This window comes from Rhizobium sp. CB3171, assembly GCF_029714265.1.
Taxonomy (GTDB): Bacteria; Pseudomonadota; Alphaproteobacteria; order Rhizobiales; family Rhizobiaceae; genus Rhizobium.
On sequence record NZ_CP121652.1, the window covers coordinates 2,836,861 to 2,854,559 of the forward strand.

17 protein-coding genes, 2 tRNA genes and 2 pseudogenes are annotated in these 17,699 nt (G+C 59.9%); 5 read left to right on the forward strand and 16 right to left on the reverse strand.

The features are described 5' to 3' along the window. The first annotated feature begins 111 nt into the window (after positions 1-111). Positions 112-1,059, forward strand: a complete 948-nt coding sequence (locus tag QA648_RS13795) for a DUF6030 family protein (protein ID WP_104824382.1) — start codon at positions 112-114, stop codon at positions 1,057-1,059. Positions 1,060-1,132: 73 nt separating this feature from the next. Here QA648_RS13795 and QA648_RS13800 read toward each other — a convergent pair whose 3' ends face one another. The 13 genes and pseudogenes from QA648_RS13800 to QA648_RS13860 form a co-directional block, all read right to left on the reverse strand. After that, entirely contained in the window at positions 1,133-2,680 is a 1,548-nt protein-coding gene (locus QA648_RS13800; protein WP_104824383.1) for a SpoVR family protein, read from the reverse strand. Further along, positions 2,680-3,950: pseudogene (locus QA648_RS13805) on the reverse strand (YeaH/YhbH family protein). The gene QA648_RS13800 and the pseudogene QA648_RS13805 overlap by 1 nt, the downstream one beginning before the upstream one ends. Positions 3,951-3,968: 18 nt before the next feature. Further along, positions 3,969-5,915: a PrkA family serine protein kinase gene (locus QA648_RS13810; RefSeq protein ID WP_104824385.1), complete on the reverse strand. Its 1,947-nt coding sequence runs from the start codon at positions 5,913-5,915 to the stop codon at positions 3,969-3,971. A gap of 468 nt (positions 5,916-6,383) precedes the next feature. Continuing rightward, positions 6,384-6,459, reverse strand: a tRNA-Phe gene (locus QA648_RS13815). Positions 6,460-6,643: 184 nt separating this feature from the next. Then, entirely contained in the window at positions 6,644-6,853 is a 210-nt protein-coding gene (gene yacG / locus QA648_RS13820) for a DNA gyrase inhibitor YacG (RefSeq protein WP_104825218.1), read from the reverse strand. Positions 6,854-6,858: 5 nt separating this feature from the next. Beyond that, positions 6,859-7,479: a Maf-like protein gene (locus QA648_RS13825; RefSeq protein WP_104824387.1), complete on the reverse strand. Its 621-nt coding sequence runs from the start codon at positions 7,477-7,479 to the stop codon at positions 6,859-6,861. A gap of 57 nt (positions 7,480-7,536) precedes the next feature. Further along, complete coding sequence (infA, locus tag QA648_RS13830) at positions 7,537-7,755, reverse strand: translation initiation factor IF-1 (RefSeq protein ID WP_004117876.1); 219 nt, start codon at positions 7,753-7,755, stop codon at positions 7,537-7,539. 142 nt (positions 7,756-7,897) lie between these two features. Then, a complete protein-coding gene (locus QA648_RS13835) occupies positions 7,898-8,365 on the reverse strand; it encodes a low molecular weight phosphatase family protein (RefSeq protein ID WP_104824388.1) in 468 nt (155 codons plus the stop codon). A gap of 5 nt (positions 8,366-8,370) precedes the next feature. Next, positions 8,371-8,844 carry a UPF0262 family protein gene (locus QA648_RS13840; RefSeq protein ID WP_104824389.1) on the reverse strand — a complete coding sequence of 158 codons (474 nt, stop codon included), beginning with the start codon at positions 8,842-8,844 and terminating at the stop codon, positions 8,371-8,373. Positions 8,845-8,847: 3 nt separating this feature from the next. Further along, positions 8,848-10,146: a histidinol dehydrogenase gene (gene hisD / locus QA648_RS13845; protein ID WP_283047521.1), complete on the reverse strand. Its 1,299-nt coding sequence runs from the start codon at positions 10,144-10,146 to the stop codon at positions 8,848-8,850. 53 nt (positions 10,147-10,199) lie between these two features. Next, positions 10,200-10,643, reverse strand: coding sequence for a DUF2948 family protein (locus QA648_RS13850; protein WP_104824391.1), 444 nt, complete (start codon positions 10,641-10,643; stop codon positions 10,200-10,202). Positions 10,644-10,774: 131 nt separating this feature from the next. Then, positions 10,775-12,067, reverse strand: coding sequence for a UDP-N-acetylglucosamine 1-carboxyvinyltransferase (murA, locus tag QA648_RS13855; RefSeq protein ID WP_104824392.1), 1,293 nt, complete (start codon positions 12,065-12,067; stop codon positions 10,775-10,777). A 141-nt stretch (positions 12,068-12,208) separates the two neighbouring features. Continuing rightward, entirely contained in the window at positions 12,209-12,478 is a 270-nt protein-coding gene (locus QA648_RS13860; protein WP_283047523.1) for a hypothetical protein, read from the reverse strand. 154 nt (positions 12,479-12,632) lie between these two features. Here QA648_RS13860 and QA648_RS13865 point away from each other — a divergent pair. Then, positions 12,633-12,707 (forward strand) — tRNA-Thr (locus QA648_RS13865). 152 nt (positions 12,708-12,859) lie between these two features. On the opposite strand, the gene QA648_RS13870 is transcribed toward QA648_RS13865, so the two are convergent. From QA648_RS13870 to QA648_RS13880, 3 genes are all read right to left on the reverse strand, one after another. Continuing rightward, positions 12,860-13,582 (reverse strand): hypothetical protein, encoded by a 723-nt coding sequence (locus QA648_RS13870; RefSeq protein WP_283047525.1) that lies wholly within the window; start codon positions 13,580-13,582, stop codon positions 12,860-12,862. Between the two features lie 387 nt (positions 13,583-13,969). Beyond that, on the reverse strand, positions 13,970-14,317 hold the full coding sequence (locus QA648_RS13875) for a CAP-Gly domain protein (RefSeq protein WP_283047527.1): 348 nt from the start codon (positions 14,315-14,317) through the stop codon (positions 13,970-13,972). A 268-nt stretch (positions 14,318-14,585) separates the two neighbouring features. Next, the gene (locus tag QA648_RS13880; protein WP_104824395.1) at positions 14,586-15,056 is read right to left on the reverse strand and encodes a cupin domain-containing protein; all 471 of its coding nucleotides are present in this window, start codon (positions 15,054-15,056) and stop codon (positions 14,586-14,588) included. Between the two features lie 251 nt (positions 15,057-15,307). Here QA648_RS13880 and QA648_RS37020 point away from each other — a divergent pair. From QA648_RS37020 to pdxA, 3 genes and pseudogenes are all read left to right on the forward strand, one after another. Then, positions 15,308-15,616 (forward strand): annotated as a pseudogene (locus QA648_RS37020) (four-carbon acid sugar kinase family protein); the annotation flags it as partial. Between the two features lie 592 nt (positions 15,617-16,208). Then, positions 16,209-16,493, forward strand: coding sequence for a nucleotide-binding domain containing protein (locus tag QA648_RS37025; RefSeq protein WP_349254291.1), 285 nt, complete (start codon positions 16,209-16,211; stop codon positions 16,491-16,493). Beyond that, positions 16,490-17,506 carry a 4-hydroxythreonine-4-phosphate dehydrogenase PdxA gene (gene pdxA, locus QA648_RS13890; RefSeq protein ID WP_283047530.1) on the forward strand — a complete coding sequence of 339 codons (1,017 nt, stop codon included), beginning with the start codon at positions 16,490-16,492 and terminating at the stop codon, positions 17,504-17,506. The genes QA648_RS37025 and pdxA overlap by 4 nt, the downstream gene beginning before the upstream one ends. Positions 17,507-17,699: the final 193 nt, after the last annotated feature.

The following is a 17,699-nucleotide window of genomic DNA, read 5'->3' on the forward strand; positions in this document are numbered from 1 at the left end:
TAGAGTGATCAATCGTTCATAAACGCATATTCTGTAGCTATGGATCGGCTGCGGAATGCCAACCCATTGCAGTTAAGCAGGTTTCCTCTGGAGTAGCTGTAGATCTAAACCATGTCGGTGGCGCCACCTCGCAAGAAAAGCAGAGCTGTCTTCTGGATTGCGACGATCGTCATCGGCTCGATCATTTTGGCGACCGCGTTGCTTGCTAACGATATGCGCAATCTAAGGGCGCTCGATGCTCGTTATCATCTCGATCTGTTCAGCGGGTCGGCCCAGCCAGCCTCACCTCCGGTCGTAACAGCCGCCGCCCCACAAACCGCCGCCGCCAATCCGAAACCAGCCGAAACCCCTGGCACAAAGAGTGCGACAGCCAATCCCGGGGTCACGACAACCGCGCCAGCACAGAAGCAGGCCACGCGCGTCAAAAAAGCGGCAACGCCAAAACCAGCCCGGCGCTCCCACTTATTCGACCCGCCCGTCGATGCCCTGCGCGGCGCCTTCGTGCGAAGCTGGCGAATAAAGGGCGAGACGCTTTGCGCCGACCTTTCGAAATCGGGCCTGTCCGTTGGCGAATGGAGGCAGAGCGCGCTTGACGCTGGAACCTTCGAATGCAGCTACGAGATTCAGAAAGGCGGCAACGGTGACCGCAATGCTGCGTCGTTCTTCATCATCGTCCGTGGTGCGTCGACCGGAGAGCTCGACAATATCCGTATCAAGGTGATCATGCCCGACAATGCGGATGGCAGGGCGATCGGCGAGACATTTATCGACGCCGTCGTCCTGCTGCTGACCGAAACCCGCTGGCTCGATTTCCAGCCGGCGCTCGAAGCGATCGGCAAGCTGCAGGACGTGACGCTGGAAGCTTTCGGCACAAAGCTCAGCTTCTTCCGGGAATTCCGGAACGACAGAAGCTTCAATCTTCAGCTAAGCCTCCAGAGGAAAACGCCGGAACAGATCCGCACCGCCATCGTCTTCGACAAGGCGCGATGGACGCTGCGGTCGCCGCCACCCGTCACATATCAAACCGCTCGCGAAAATTTTACATGGCGTTCGCGATGAAGGGTCGCTGTTCTCACCGCGCAACGATGGTGGTCAAATATCGCCAATCTTGATGGCCGGTGAATCTGCGCCGTCAGGCCGCAATGGCCGACGGACGCGGATGGACGAGGTGGTCGCGCAGGACCGAGCCGGAGCGGTCGACTTCCTGCAGCAGCACATCATAGCTCCAAAGATCGGCAAGGTGCTGCAGCACGCGTTTGGCATCAATATCCTCCAGCAGGCCGCCGTTCAGCACCGTATGCTTGAGCATGAGCCGCCGGTCGCCGGCAAGATCGACATCGACAATCTCGATATGCGGATCGATCCAGCCGACATCATATTGCCGCGCCAGTTCGCGCCGGATGCGCTTGTAACCGCGTTCGTCATGGATAGCCGCCACCAGCAATCCCTCCTCCTCTTCCGGATCGTCCGTGAGGTGGAACATGCGCATCTTGCGCATCAGATGCGGGCTGAGGAACTGCGATACGAAGCTCTCGTCCCGGTAATTCGCCCAGAGGTCGCGCAGTACTCCCATAGTGTCCCCGCACCCGGCGATATCGGGGAACCATTGCCGGTCCTCGTCCTTCGGCTTGGTCACGATCCGCTCGATGTCCTGCATCATCGCAAAACCAATCGCATAGGGATTGAAACCGGAAAAGCGCGGATCGTTGAAGGAAGGCTGGAAGACGACATTGGTATGCGATTTCAGGAATTCGAGGAAATCGCCGTCGCCGATGCCGCCGAGTTCGTGCAGCCGAGTCATGATGCGGTAATGCACGTAGGTCGCCGTGCCCTCATTCATGACCTTGGTCTGGCTTTGCGGATAGAAATATTGCGCCACATGCCGGACGATGCGCAGGATCTCCCGCTGCCACGGCTTCATCCGCGGCGCCATCTTCTCCAGGAAATAGAGGATATTTTCCTGCGGCAGGCCGGTGAGCGAACGCCGGTGCTCCAAATCGAGGTCAGGCGCCTTCTTGCCCTTTACGACCGGAACCGTCCGCCAGAGATCGTTGAAGATCCGTTCGTCATATTCGCGCCGCTCGCGCTCGCGCCTTTCCTCATCGCGAAGATCGAGCGTCTTCTTGCCGGCATAACGGTGGACACCATGCGACATCAACGCATGCGCGGCATCCAGCGTCCGCTCCACGGCGGCATGGCCATAGCGCTCCTCGCAGCGGGCAATATAGCCCTTGGCGAAGTTGAGGTAATCGAGAATACCCTCCGCATCCGTCCAGAGCTTGAACAGGTAATTGTTCTTGAAGAAATGATTGTGCCCGAAGGCGGCGTGGGCGACCACCAGCGCCTGCATCGTCGCCGTATTTTCCTCCATCAGATAGGAGATGCAAGGCGAACTGTTGATGACGATCTCATAGGCAAGCCCGCGCAGACCCTTGCGATAAAAAGCCTCGTGATGAGCAAAATGCTTGCCGAAGGACCAATGCTTGTAGAACAGCGGCATGCCGATCGAGGAATAGACGTCGAGCATCTGTTCGGCGGTGATGATCTCGATCTGGTTGGGATAAACATCGAGGCCGAGCTCGTCGAGGGCGATGCGCTCGCAGGCATTGTGGATCCGCTGGATGGTGGCGAAGTCCCAGTCCGCACCGTCAAAAAGCCGCTCCATCGATGCCTTTGCCATTATCCGCTCCTGGTTTCCGCCGCCCGGCGCTGAAAGAGATCATGGAAGACGGGGTAGATCTGGCTGCGATCGCTAACGCGGCGCATCGACAGCACGGGCCACCCCACCTGAATGCGCTCATAGAGCGACCAAAGCGCCGAGCCGGAAGAGATCGCGACGCTGCGCGCCTCCCCCACCTCCAGATAGGCGAAATACTGGCTAACCGGCAGGATGGCACTGGTGAGAAGCGCCGCCGCCGTCGCATTGTCCGAATAGGCGTTGTCGCCATCCGATGCCTGCGCCGCGTAGATGTTCCAGTCCGATGGCGGGAAACGATCGTGAACGATCCGCCGCATGGCTTCGAGAGCGCTCGACACCTGCGTGCCGCCGGTCGCCGGACTGCGGAAGAAGGTCTCCTCATCCACCTCTTCGGCCACATCCGTATGGCGGATGAAGACGATCTCGACGCGGCGATACTGCCGCGTCAGGAAGATGTAGAGCAGCATGTAGAAGCGCTTGGCCAGATCCTTCATGTGCTCCGACATCGAGCCGGAAACATCCATCAGGCAGAACATGACGGCCTGTGCCACCGGCTTCGGCTCGTTCTCGAAACGGCGGTAGCGGATATCGATTGGGTCGATATAGGGAATACGCCGGACTTTCGATTCCAGCACCTTGATCTCAGCCTCGAGCGCGGCGCGGCGTTCTTCATCCTTGCATTCGGCCGCCTCCGCGATGAGTTCGGCGACGGTCTCGGGCTTCGGACGGTGCAGCGCCACGCGCCGCATCATCGCCAGCCGCATGGTGCGGTTGATGGCAAGATTGGCCGGCGATCCCGTTACCGAATAGCCCGATCGTACCGGATTGGGCTGATCGGTCGTTGTCAGCCGCTTTTTGGCAAGGTCGGGAAGTTCAAGATCGTCGAGGAAAAGGTCGAGAAATTCCTCGCGGGTCAGGATGAAGCGGAAGGCGTCTTCGCCACTGCCCTCGCCGCCGGCCCGCCCCTTCCGCCACCGCTCTCTGGCCGCGGAAGGATATCGCCTTCAAGGAAGTCCTTGTTGCCGGGAAGGATATGCTCATGCAGGCCCTCTGGGCCGCGATGGAACCGGGGCTCCTCGGTTCCATCAAGGGGAATGCTGATCTCACCGCCCTTCAGAATATCCTGAATGTCGCGATTTTGAGAGGATTCATAGACCGCTCTCTGCACCAGCGCTTTTGCTCTTCGCAAAAACCGTTGACGATTTTCTAGACTTTTGCCGCCTGGATTCAGGCGCCGGTCAACAATGTGCATTCCTTCTTCCTTGGTGGCTCATCCTGCCTGTTTCACACGCATGTACCATTCCACAAGCCGCCGAACCTGACGCTCGGTATAGCCCCGCGCCATCATGCGTTCGACGAATTCGCCATGTTTCTTTTCCGTCTCGCCATCCTTCTTGGATCCGAACGAGATCACCGGCAGAAGGTCCTCGACCTGGGAGAACATCCGCTTTTCGATGACTTCGCGAATCTTCTCGTAACTCGTCCAGGACGGATTCTTTCCGCCGTGGCTTGCCCGCGCCCGCAAGCAGAACTTGACGATCTCGTTGCGGAAGTCCTTCGGATTGGCGATACCCGCCGGCTTTTCGATCTTGGTCAGTTCCTGGTTGAGAAGCTCTCGGTCCAAAAGCTGGCCGGTATCCGGATCCTTGAAATCCACATCCTCGATCCAGGCATCGGCGTAATCGACATAACGGTCAAAGAGATTCTGGCCGTAATCCGCATAAGATTCCAGATAGGCCTTTTGAATCTCATGTCCAATAAATTCCGCGTAGCGCGGCCCGAGCTCGCTCTTGATGAATTCGATGTAGAGCTTTTCCGTTTCGAGCGGCAGTTGCTCACGGCGGATCGCTTGCTCCAACATATACATCAGATGCACCGGATCGGCGCCGATCTCGGTCGTATCGTAGTTGAAGGTCGCCGCCAGCACCTTGAAGGCGAAGCGGGTCGAAGCCCCGTCCATACCTTCGTCGACACCGGCCGCATCGCGATACTCCTGCACGCTGCGCGCCCTCGGATCGGTCTCCTTCAGGCTTTCACCGTCATAGACCCGAAGCTTGGAGAAGGCCGTCGAGTTCTCGTGCTTGGCAAGCCTCGTCAGAACCGTGAAGCGGGCAAGCGTTTCCAGCGTCGACGGCGCACAGGGCGCGTCGCTAAGCTCGGATTCCTCGATCAGCTTCTCGTAGATCTTCTGTTCTTCGGTGACCCGCAAGCAATAAGGCACCTTCACGACGCAGATACGGTCGATAAACGCCTCATTGTTCTTGTTGGCCTTGAAGGTCTGCCATTCTGACTCGTTCGAGTGGGCGAGAATTATGCCCGAGAAGGGAATGGCGCCGATATTCTCGGTGCCGATGTAATTGCCTTCCTGCGTCGCCGTCAGCAGCGGATGCAACATCTTGATCGGCGCTTTGAACATCTCAACGAATTCGAGAATGCCCTGGTTGGCGCGATTGAGCGCACCGGAATAGCTGTAGGCGTCGGGATCGTTCTGCGCCAGGCTCTCGAGCTTGCGGATATCGACCTTGCCGACCAGCGAGGAAATATCCTGGTTGTTTTCATCACCCGGTTCGGTCTTGGCGACGGCGATTTGTCGCAGCCTCGACGGCTGTATCCTGACCACGCGGAACCGCGAAATGTCGCCCTCGAACTCTTCCAGCCGTTTCAGGCACCACGGGCTCATCAGCCCGGTCAGGCGCCGGCGCGGAATGCCGTAGCGCTCCTCGACCATCGGCCCCATGGTCACGGGATCGAAGACGCTGAGCGGGCTTTCGAACACTGGACTGAGCTCGTTGCCGGCTTTCAGCACATAGATGGGGTGGACCTCCATCAGCGACTTCAGCCGCTCGGCGAGCGAGGATTTACCGCCGCCGACAGGCCCGAGCAGATAGAGGATCTGCTTGCGCTCCTCCAACCCCTGCGCCGCATGGCGGAAGAAGGCGACGATACGTTCGATCGTCTCTTCCATACCGAAGAAGCCGGAGAAAGCCGGATAGGTTCGGATGGTTCGGTTCATGAAGATACGCCCGAGGCGGGTATCCTTGGCCGTATCGATCAGCAGTGGTTCACCCATCGCGGCCAGCAGGCGCTCCGACGCATTCGCGTACATGAGCGGATCATCCCGGCTCGCTTCCAGGTATTCGGAGAATGACATCTCGACTTCGCGCCGTGCTTCGAAAGAACGGGCGAACGTGTTGAATAGCACATCGTTGTTTAACATGGCGCCTCGATAGCTTGCTATTGCAATAAACGCCGGACTTAACGGGATCACTTCCCGCTAGTATCTAAGGTGCGGTAATAGTCGCTTCGAATCAATAGGTGACCCTTCAATAATTCGTACGCTTGATTGCATTAGCCATCAATATCTTGAAAGGTTCTTTCACCGGAATTAATAATGAATACCTCTAAAGTTGCGAAGTTTGTCCGATTCTCCACCATTAGACGCGCTTGACAGCCCCTGCAAAAGCGCGAGCCAGGCTCGCCCTTTCTGATGGCCTGAAGCCGCGATATTCCGCTTGAAACAAACGGAAAATTCAGGGTCGGAAAAGTGCGGGGAATTTAAACCGCCCCACCGGCCGCTTACCGGACGTGGATAACACCAGAGATTGCCGTGCCGCATATTGGCCGCACCGCTTTGCTGATAGCCGATACGGCTGCCGCAGATCCGATGATATTGTGAAGATAAGAATGGTGCCCAGGACCGGAATCGAACCAGTGACACGCGGATTTTCAATCCGCTGCTCTACCAACTGAGCTACCTGGGCATCCTTGCTTCGCGCCGATCGTAAGGTCTTGGAAGACCCTGGGCGGTTGGTTCGCCCCGGAAGCGAGCGGGGTTATAGCATCTTGTTCGCCCATGTCCAGCCGCAAATGACTCTTTTTTGACAGGAAATGAATTTTGGGCGATTTCCGAATGAAATGAAAGGCTTCGTGGAAATGGCGAAGCGCCTATTCCTCGTCGGACGCCTTGGTTTCGTCCTCGGCAACGGGAATGGCATAGGCGCCGTTCAACCACCGCGACAGATCGAGTGAGCGGCAGCGATCAGAGCAGAAGGGATAATGCTCGCGCACCGAGGGTCGCCCGCATTCCGCGCAAGCCCGTGTCTTGCGGAGCGGCTCGATCTTTGCCCCCACCTTGATCTTGTCGTCGTCCGCCATGACGATCATCCTTCCTGCCATTCCGCGTAGACGTCGAATCCTTCGCCCGCGAGAAGCAGCATGGTTTCATAAAGTGGCAATCCAACGACATTCGTGTAGGAGCCGATCAGCTTCTGCACGAAGGAGCCGGCGAGCCCCTGTATGCCATAGGCACCCGCCTTGCCGCGCCATTGGCCGGAGGCGAGATACATATCGATATCCTTGCCGGACAGCCGCTTGAAGCGGACTTTGGTCTCGACCACCTTCTGGCGCAGCTTGCGGTCCGGCGTGATCAGGCAGATGCCGGTATAGACGACATGGCTGCGACCGGAGAGCAGATGCAGCGCAGAAGACGCCTCTTCGACGAATTCCGCTTTTGGCAGGATTCGCCGGCCGACGGCGACGACCGTATCGGCGGCGAGGATATAGCTTCCCTGCCAGGCGACGTCGCCCTTTACCGCCGCAAACGCCGCCTCGCTTTTTTCCGTCGAAAGCCGGCGCGCCAGCGAGCGCGGGTGCTCCGACTTCTTCGGAGCCTCGTCGATATCCATGGGCATCAGGCGCGCCGCTTCAATTCCCGCCTGATGCAGGAGGTCGACGCGGCGCGGCGATCCGGAGGCCAGTATCAGCTTGTGTTTCAGCGCCATAAAACCTCGACCGTGACAGGCGGCATTCGGAGGGCCGGCTCGGATGCGAGCTGCGGACTACTTGAAACGATAGGTGATGCGGCCCTTGGTCAGGTCGTAGGGTGTCATTTCCACGAGCACCTTGTCGCCGGCGAGAACCCGGATGCGGTTCTTGCGCATGCGGCCGGCGGTGTGAGCGATGATCTCATGCTCATTTTCCAGCTTCACACGGAAGGTCGCGTTCGGCAGCAATTCGGTGACGACACCGGGAAATTCAAGGACTTCTTCTTTCGGCATTAAAGCTTCTTTTCCTGTGGGGTTGATGCCGGCTTCCATGACAAAAAGTAAGGCCGCCGGAATTTTGCGCGGAAACTACACAATCGTCGCGGTTTTGTGAACCTCGTTGATAAGGCTTTCTGCATTTGTTTAACGAGACACTCTAAAGAGAGCCGCGATGCTCGACCAGCCGGCTTTCGATCAGGCCGAGAAGATAGTCTCTTACCTCACGATACGCATTGAGAATCTGCTCGCGCGTGCCGCCGGCGACCGATGGATCGATAGTTGGCCAATAGATGACGTCGATGGCATTGGCGCGCGTCAGTTCGAGAGCCGCATGATGTGCTTCAGGAGACAGCGTGATGATGACGTCGAAGAAATCATCCTCCAGCTCCTCCAGCGTCTGCGGCTGCCGACGGCCGAGCGAGAGACCGATTTCGCCAAGGACGACATCCACGAAGGGATTGCGTTCGCCTGCGCGCACGCCCGCCGAGGCGACATAGGTGCCCTGCGGCAGCATTCCGCGCGCGATCGCCTCGGCCATCGGCGAGCGGATGGTGTTGAGCCCGCACATGAACAGAATGGCACCGGGCGGCTTCCCATTATGTTCGATAGCCTTCGGCTGTTCCATTGCCGTCACCCGCGCCAGTAGAGCACGCAGACGAGTGTGAAAAGCCGCCGGGCCGTATCGAAATCCACGATGATCTTACCCTTCAGCCGGTCCATCAGCGTCCGCGAGCCTTCATTGTGAATGCCGCGGCGGCCCATGTCGATCGCCTCGATGCGGCTGGGGGTGGCGGAACGGATAGCCTCGTAATAGCTTTCGCAGATCATGAAGTAGTCCTTCACGATCCTGCGGAACGGCGTCAGCGACAGAATGTGAGTGGCGACGACGCCCCCCTCTTCCGTGCGGATATCGAAGACGAGCTTCTGGTCGACCAGAGACAGGCTCAGCCGATAAGGCCCGCCGCCATGGCCGACGGGCTCGAAACTGTTTTCCTCGATCAGATCGAAAATGGCGACGGCGCGCTCGTGCTCGACATCGGGCGTCGAACGGCCGATCGTGTCGTCCAAGATCACGTCGCTCAGCCGGAAGACGCCTTCAGCCATGCCTTATCCTTCGAGATTGAGGCGGATCGCAACGGATCGCGCATGGGCATCGAGCCCTTCGGAATTGGCGAGCGCGATCGCCGCAGGCCCAAGCGTGCGCAACTGCTCGGGACCGAGCCTCAGGATCGAGGTGCGCTTGACGAAATCAAGCACCGAAAGCCCGGACGAGAAGCGCGCGGAGCGGGCCGTCGGCAGCACGTGGTTGGAGCCGCCGACATAATCGCCGATCACTTCCGGCGTATGACGGCCGACGAAGACCGCGCCGGCATTGCGAATGCCGGCCAGCAGCGTATCCGGATCGTCGACGGCAAGCTCGACATGTTCGGCGGCGATGCGGTTGGCGAGCGGAACGGCCTGCTTCAGATCGGAAACCAGGATGATGGCGCCGAAATCCCGCCAGCTCGCGGTCGCGGTCTGCGACCGGCCGAGCTGCTTGAGCTGCCGCGCAACGGCGTCTTCGACCGCCTTGCCGAGTTCGGCGTCATCGGTAATCAGGATCGACTGCGCGCCCTCGTCATGCTCGGCCTGCGCCAGGAGATCGGCGGCGAGCCAATCCGGATCATTGTGCTTGTCGGCGATGACGAGCACTTCCGAAGGGCCGGCGATCATGTCGATGCCGACGGTGCCGAAAACCTGCCGCTTGGCGGCGGCAACATAGGCATTGCCGGGGCCGGTGATCTTAGCGACGGGGGCGATCGTTTCCGTGCCGTAGGCAAGTGCCGCAATCGCCTGCGCCCCGCCGACGCGGTAAATCTCCTCGACGCCGGCCATGCGGGCCGCCGCGAGAACAGCCGGATTGACCGCGCCCTTCATGGTCGGCACGGCGATGACGACGCGATCGACGCCGGCGACCTTGGCCGGCACGGCATTCATCAACACCGAGCTCGGATAGCTCGCCGTGCCGCCGGGCACATAGAGGCCGACGGCTTCGATCGCCGTCCAGCGCGAGCCGAGACCGACGCCGAGAGCGTCTTCATAAATATCGTCCTTGGGCAATTGCCGGCGATGATGCGATTCGATGCGGGTGGCGGCGACCTTGAGCGCGCCCAGCACTTCGGCCGGGACGGCGGCAACCGCCGCATCGATCTCCGCTTCGCTGACACGCATCGGCGTTACGGCGAAATCGATGCCCTCGAATTTCCTGGAATAATCGGCGAGAGCCGCATCTCCGCGCGCCCGTACATCATCGATGATGGCGCGTACGACGGCGTTCACATCCTCGGATACTTCCCGCTTGGTCGTCAGAAAAGCGGCGAACTGCTGTTCGAATCCTTCCGATGCCTGATCCAGCCAGATAGCCAACGCTGATAATCCTCTTCCTTCGGGGCCGCCGCACGCGGCGAAAACTCGTACGCTTACTTGGCCTCGTCCGGATGACTGGGCTTATTAGCCGTTTCCCACGCGCCGCCGATATCTGCAAGCTGAACTTCGATACATTCGACATCGAGCGCGATCGTCGCCTTGCCCGCCAGCGTCAGCTCGATCGTGCCATCCGGCCCTTCGCCCTTTTGATCGAAGCGGATGGCGAGCAGCGACAGCACCTCGTCGCGCTGGCGCCGGTCGACACCGTTGGAGCGCACCGCCAGCACCCGCTTGAACACCAGCGCCGAGCGATGACGCTCGAACGGCTTGCCCTTCTGATCCGACACTTCCCAGACGAAACGGTTGGCGGCAACGGAAAACTGCCCGAGCCGCGGCGCATAGGACATGTCGGAAACCTTGAAGACGCTGTCCTGCATATGCGCGGAGATCACGCCCAAATCTTCGTTGTCGAGCGCCATTAGCTTGAGATTGGTCATTCGCCTGATATCCCCGATCGCCATGGAAATGCCGATGCCGGCATTTCTCAAGTGATGGAAATAGGATGCGGGCGGGCAAGACGCAACCGGAGAAACAGGCTTCTCCTGTCTCTTTCTATGGGCCGCCGGAATTAGTCGCTGATGCGCTCGACGATCGCGCCGCAGCGCGTCAGCTTATCTTCCAGCCGCTCGAAGCCGCGATCGAGATGATAGATGCGCGAGACCAGCGTTTCGCCCTCGGCGGCAAGGCCGGCGATGACGAGGGAGACGGAGGCGCGCAGGTCCGTCGCCATGACCGGCGCGCCCTTCAGACGCTCGACGCCTTCGATCTTGGCGGTCTGGCCGGAGAGCGAGATCTTCGCGCCGAGGCGCGCGAGCTCCTGCACATGCATGAAGCGGTTTTCAAAGATCGTCTCGGTGATGTGCGAGGTGCCCGTCGAGCGCGTCATCAGCGCCATGAACTGCGCCTGCAGGTCGGTCGGGAAACCCGGGAAGGGATCGGTAACGATATCGACCGGCTTGATGCCGCCGCCATTGCGCTGAACGCGGATGCCGCTTTCGGTCGCCGAGATAACGGCGCCGGCGCGGCGCAGGCTTTCCAGCGCGGTGTCGAGCAGCGCCATGTCGGTGTTTTCCAGGCGGACATCGCCGCCGGCCATGGCGACGGCCATGGCATAGGTGCCGGTCTCGATACGATCCGGCAGGACGCGATGGCGCGCGCCGGAGAGCGAGGTGACGCCTTCGATGGTGATCGTGCTGGTGCCGGCACCGGAAATCTTGGCGCCCATGGCGATGAGGCAATTGGCAAGATCGGCGACTTCCGGCTCGCGGGCCGCATTGCCGATGACCGTCGTGCCGCGGGCAAGCGTCGCCGCCATCATCATCACATGCGTGGCGCCGACCGAAACCTTCGGGAAGACATAGCGCGCGCCGATCAGGCCGCCCTTCGGCGCGGTGGCGTTGATGTAACCGCCGTCGATTTCCATGGTGGCGCCGAGCGCTGTCAGGCCGTCGATGAAGAGATCGACCGGGCGCGTGCCGATGGCGCAGCCGCCCGGCAGCGACACGCGCGCCTGGCCTTCGCGGGCGAGCAGCGGCCCGATGACCCAGAAGCTGGCGCGCATCTTGGCGACCAGCTCATAGGGCGCGGTCGTGTCGGCGATGGTGCGGCAGGTGAAATGGATGGTGCGGGAATAGCCGTCTTCCTGGCGCTCGCGTCGGCCGTTGACGGCGACGTCGACGCCGTGATTGCCGAGAATGCGCATCAGCAGCTCGACATCGGCCAGATGTGGCACGTTTTCGAGCGTCAGCGTATCGCTTGTCAGCAGCGAGGCGATCATCAGAGGCAGAGCCGCATTCTTGGCGCCGGAGATCGGAATGATACCGTTGAGCTCGTTGCCGCCGACAATCCTGATACGATCCATATATGACTACGGGCGAGGCCCGCCTTTCCTGAAGTTCCGTGCGCCAAATTCCACGCGTTTGGGGAGAGAGCGCTGTTTAGACGAAATAGTTTAAGGCTTCAATTCGTTTGATGCTGTTTGATGATGACCAACATCAAATCATTACGATTCGTCCATTTTTGCGGCGGCATCCTTTGCATCGGACGAATTTGCGGCGGGAAGCCCATCCGTCTCATCCGCCTGGCCTGCACGGCGCGCCCGGACCTGCTGCTTGCGGCGGGCAAGATTTTCACGCAGCTTCTGCGCCGCCCGCTCACGCCGCCGCTCCGCCTCGAGGTTAAGCTTCGCGCCCGCGCCTTCCTTCCCCACGCCGGCCGTCAAACCGCCTTGCGAGAGCTGCTCATCACCGCTTTTCGTCTTATCCGCACTCATGGCCTTCCCATAGCCGAAATCCCCCGGCTTCAAAAGACCGACATAATTTTTCCAGCGATCTTTCACCGAACTTGAAATTTGCGGCTTGCACTTACTTCTCACCTATGGCAATAGCCGCCTCGCCCAATACGGCGCACACGACGCGCCACGGTTTGCTGCTATAGCTCAGGGGTAGAGCACTCCCTTGGTAAGGGAGAGGCCGAGAGTTCAAATCTCTCTAGCAGCACCAGTTTTTTCTCCGAAAAATCGCCTAAGCCTTAGGATGATCCATTTTCATCTCCCCCGCACATACTCCGAGGGGGACCGACCGTTGCCACGTAAAGCTTACATATTGCGCGAACGCCCCTTTGCAGCGATGCGCAACAGGAGTCCTAATCAATCTTAGAAGGGTATGTCGTCATCCACACGCCCCGACATTTTACTGGATGGGCCTCGTGTGTGGTCCGTCAACAAATTTGGCTTCGGAGCCGCCTCCAGACGCAAAACCTCCGCTTCCTCCCTTTCCTTATCTTGGCCAATTAGGTGCATAATGGTGGTCACAGCGTTCGGGGCATCTGCAAGGAATGCAGTAGTTCCCCCCACTCCAGCGGCCAGGAATACAAGTGCAGAAAAGGCAGCACCGTATCCCAGTCGCTCCTTGTGAAGTTCAGTACGAAACTCCTCGATCTTCGCCAACAGCCTACGCTTTTTGGTGTCCTCAAGTTGACTATTTGATACCGCGTCACGGAGCTTTGAAAGCTCACTCTCTATGATACCCTTAGTTCTGTTTGCCAGCCTAACCGAGCGCCCGTCTTTACCAGACGAATTTCTTAGCCTGATCTTCGCGACTATGCCGCTGACCACGCGAGTGAATTCCTGAACATCCTTCTGAACGCTATCGAAACGGTCAACATATTGGACGCCCTCCACTCCTAACTCTTCGGCAGCGGCTGTTACTATCGTCATGTACGAGGTGCGCACCAAGGAGTCGAAATCATCAGGCGTTTCGTGAGAAATTGCTTCAAGCATGTTTCTTCGACATATCTGCTCTATCGCCACGAATTTCAGGTGAGGGTCAGAAGGCAGACGCTCGTAGTCGGCCTCGGAGATCAGATCAAAACTCATGTCCAAAGTTTTCCATCATTGCGAGAAGTTCGATCATGATAGATTTCAACTGAGTCGTCACGTGGCCAAGGCACCAGCGATTACCAAGTCCAGCACCACCCCTGCCATCGTCCTTAAGATGGCCGCTACGTTTGTAGGGGCTTATGGAGCATACTACGGGTGGCATTGGGAATGGCAGTGGGCTGGCCTTTGTTCTTCCCAGGCTTTGCCCTTATGTTCGTTTCTGGGCTATTCTCTGCGATAGCTGCCGTCGCATGTAACCTACTGAAGTCTCGTTCCCTTAGGATGTGGCGCCGAGTTTCGCTATCAACGGGCTGGGCAGAGCGGAAGGTTGGGCGACAAAGGACAACGAGGGCAGCAGCGGCTTCAACGTCGCTCGCCACCCCATCAAACCTTCTCCGTCTTCCTAACCTTCTTCCCCTTCTCCACCGGCGCATCCGGCGTCGGCGCCAACAACTTCCGCAACGACGCAATCTTGTCCTTCACCAGCGGGCGGAAGCGGGTGGCGCGGTAGGGCATGTCGGCGGCGCCGTAGCCTTCCGGGCCGTCGTCATTGCCGCGATGGATCTCCTCGAGCTTCACGCCGATGAAGGTGCCGTCGACATAGTGCGTGTATTCGCCGACCCAGCGGATCGTGTAGATCGTTCCCTTGCGGATCAACTGGTCGATGCTGACATGCTTGAACGTGTCATTGATGCAGACGACCTTCTGGCCCACATGGAAATCGTAGCTCACTCTGCTCTCCTTGGATCGACAGGGACCACCTTGCCCTATCGCCGGGACGCCAGCATAGCCGCATATCAGCGTGAGAGTAAACGTGACGAATGCCGCAGCCCGGATCTGCGGCGCCGCAAACAGCGATGGAGCGAACGTCGACAAGCCTCGGTGAAGGCCGAAGATTGCGCCGTTCATTGCCTAATGGCTACCGGCGCGCGGACCGATTCGTTGGTGTGACATCCGCCCTACTCCGCGATAGGGCAGCAACCTTCAAGCTTCCAACCAGCTATTGCGACTTTTGAGGATCGTCCGCCGGATTGATATATTTGATCCCCCAGGGGCCATTGGTAGTGATCTGGAGGACAGTCTCCTCGTTGAAGTAAACGAAATGCGCCGTGCCGGGCGGCAACGCGAAGAAACTGCCCGCAGGCAGTGGCTTGGTGGCGCTCCGATCGGCGGTCTTGCCCATTCCAAAATTGATCGTCCCCGATATTATCGTGACAACCTCATCGCCAGGATGCGTGTGCGGTGGGATCGCATAGCCGGCTGGCACTTTGAGCCGCAGGGCAAATAAGCCTTTCTTCATGGGATCGCCGAACAAGACCGCCGCTTGTGCTCCAGCAGGAAGCACTTTGGGGGCTGGGCCCCACTTGACTTCATTGGGAACCACCAGTGTGTGTGCCTGCTCTGCCCAGGCAAAGGAAGCGATTCCGCAAAATCCGATCCAGCCGATTGCAAGTATCGACGCGATTTTCATGACAACCTCCCTGTGTCGCCGGGCCTTCCGCCTCGGCTGCACGCTGGGGCAGGCTCGCGAACAGTTCAGAATAAGACCGCCTACCATTCCGAGCAAGGTTCCCCCGGGTCATCCAATCGGATTACGGGCCCTTTCGACTTGACAACTCCCCCACAATTTAAAGACTGCACCCACCCAAATCGGCACACTGGAACGTCATTTCCATGCTTATCTCCACCGCATCCCGAGCCCTTCGGAGGCAATGATCGCTCATGCCCACCCTCCGCCTCATCGCTGACGATCTGACCGGCGCGCTCGACACGGCTGTCGAATTCGTCGGCGTCTATGGACCGATCGAGGTGCAGCGGGAAGATGCGTTTCCGGCAAGCCTGCCGGATTGCCTTGCGATCGATAGCGGCACCCGCGAGAAAACGGCCACCGAAGCGGCTGCCATCGTCGGCCACATCGCGCCGCTGCTGGAGGGGGCCGATCTTGCCTTCAAGAAGGTGGACAGCCTGTTTCGCGGGCCTTGGGCGGCGGAACTGGCGGCCTGCTTTCGGCTCGGCCACTGGCGGCATTGCATTCTGGCGCCGGCCTTTCCGCATCACGGGCGGCACACGCGCGGCGGGCGGCAGGTGCTGTTTGCCGGGAAGGACGCCTGGCGCGATATCAGCGGCGATCTCGTCGCTCATTTGAGAGCGGAGGGCCTGCCGGCCTTCAACACGGCGCTCAGTCACCACCAGGTCGATGCCGGAGAACCCATTCCGGATGGCATCCATGTTTTCGACGCCCATTCGGATGACGACCTCGACGCCGTCATCGCATGGGTATCATCTGAGCTACAGGGACCGGTTCTTTGGAGCGGCACCGGTGGGCTGGCGCGCGCCCTGGCGCGCAATATCGATTTGGCAACGCATCGCCGCCCTCCTCCCGAAAAGGACGCGAGCGAAGAGCGGCCCGCGCCCACTGTCCCCGTTTCGCGCAGGCTGCAAAGACCGGTGCTCGGCCTGTTCGGCTCCGATCAGCCGATCACGCTGGCGCAACTCCAGGCCTGCGGCCCCAATTGGCTGAAGCTTGCGGAAGGCGCCAGCGCCGATGCGGTCGACAGACAAATCCAGCAAAGCGGCGTCGCCATGGTCAGCCTCGATCTGCCGACCGGGCTCGAACGCGACGATGCGGATCGAGGCGACCTTCGGCGGCATAGCCAACGCATTGCCGGCGCCGGCCACATTGATTGTTGCCGGCGGCGAAACCTTGCGGAACCTTTGCGCAGCACTCGACGTCACCGCCCTCAGCCTCACCGGCCAGGCCGCACCCGGCCTGCCCCGCTCCACGATCGTCGGCGGCCCCTGGCAAGGCACCACGGTGATCTCGAAGTCCGGCGCATTCGGAGGCCCCACCCTATGGCGCGATCTCTTGAGTGAAAACGCGCTGATTGCCGGAGGAGAAGAACCATGACGCGGCACCTGGCAATCACCATGGGCGACCCCGCCGGCATCGGCCCGGAAATTATCGTCAAGGCCGCAGCCCGGCTGAAAGGCAGGCTCGATGAAAGTAAGCTTAAACTTACAATAATCGGCAGCGGCCCAGCCCTGCGGCTCGCCGAACGGCAGCTCGGCCTCGATATAGAAATTCCGGAAGCCCGGATGGAAGACGACTGGCCGAACCTCTGCTTCATTCAGGCCGATATGGAGGGCGAACCGATTCTGCCGGGCCGGCTTTCTGCCGATGGCGGCCGCATGGCTTTCAAGGCGATCGAGAAGGGCGTTCAGCTCGCCATGACCGGCAAGGTCGGCGGCATCGTCACTGCACCGCTCAACAAGGAAGCGCTGAACAAGGCCGGCTTCCATTATGCTGGCCATACCGAGCTGCTCGCCGAACTCACCGGCGCCCGCGGCTCGGTGATGATGCTGGCCCATGGCAATATGCGCGTCAGCCACGTCACCACCCATGTCGCGCTGGAGGATGTGCCGAAGCGCCTGACGCCCGAGCGGCTGCGCCTTGTCATCGACCTGACCGACAAGGCACTCAAGCGCCTCGGCATCGCCAAGCCGAAAATTGCCGTGGCGGCGCTCAATCCACATGCCGGCGAAGGCGGCCTCTTCGGCCGGCAGGATATCGACATTTCCGCGCCGACGATCGCAAAGGCTGTCGAAGATGGGCTGGATATCGTCGGCCCGGTCCCCGGCGATACCGTCTTCGTCAAGCTGCGCGCCGGCCAATATGACGCCGTCGTCGCCATGTATCACGATCAGGGGCATATCCCGGTCAAGCTGCTGGGCTTCGAGATCGACCCGGCGACGGGAAAATGGATGGACCTCTCCGGCGTCAACATCACCCTCGGCCTGCCGATCGTCCGCACCTCTGTCGACCACGGCACGGCATTCGACATCGCCGGCAAGGGGATCGCCAATGAGCGCAGCCTGATCGAGGCGATCGAGTTTGCGGAACGGCTGGCAGCCAATCGATGAGATTGTCAGGCACGCTCTCCGATGCCGCAACGTCGTGCCTGTGCCCCTCACTCTAGCCCTATCCCCGCAAGCGGGGCGAGGGGATGACAATCAGCTAGTCTCTCGCTGGAAATTAAAGTCCCTCATAAAAATCTTTCCTCCCTTGTCGGCATTTCCCCTTTCCATCCGTCCTCTGGTCAACCCAACCCGAAAG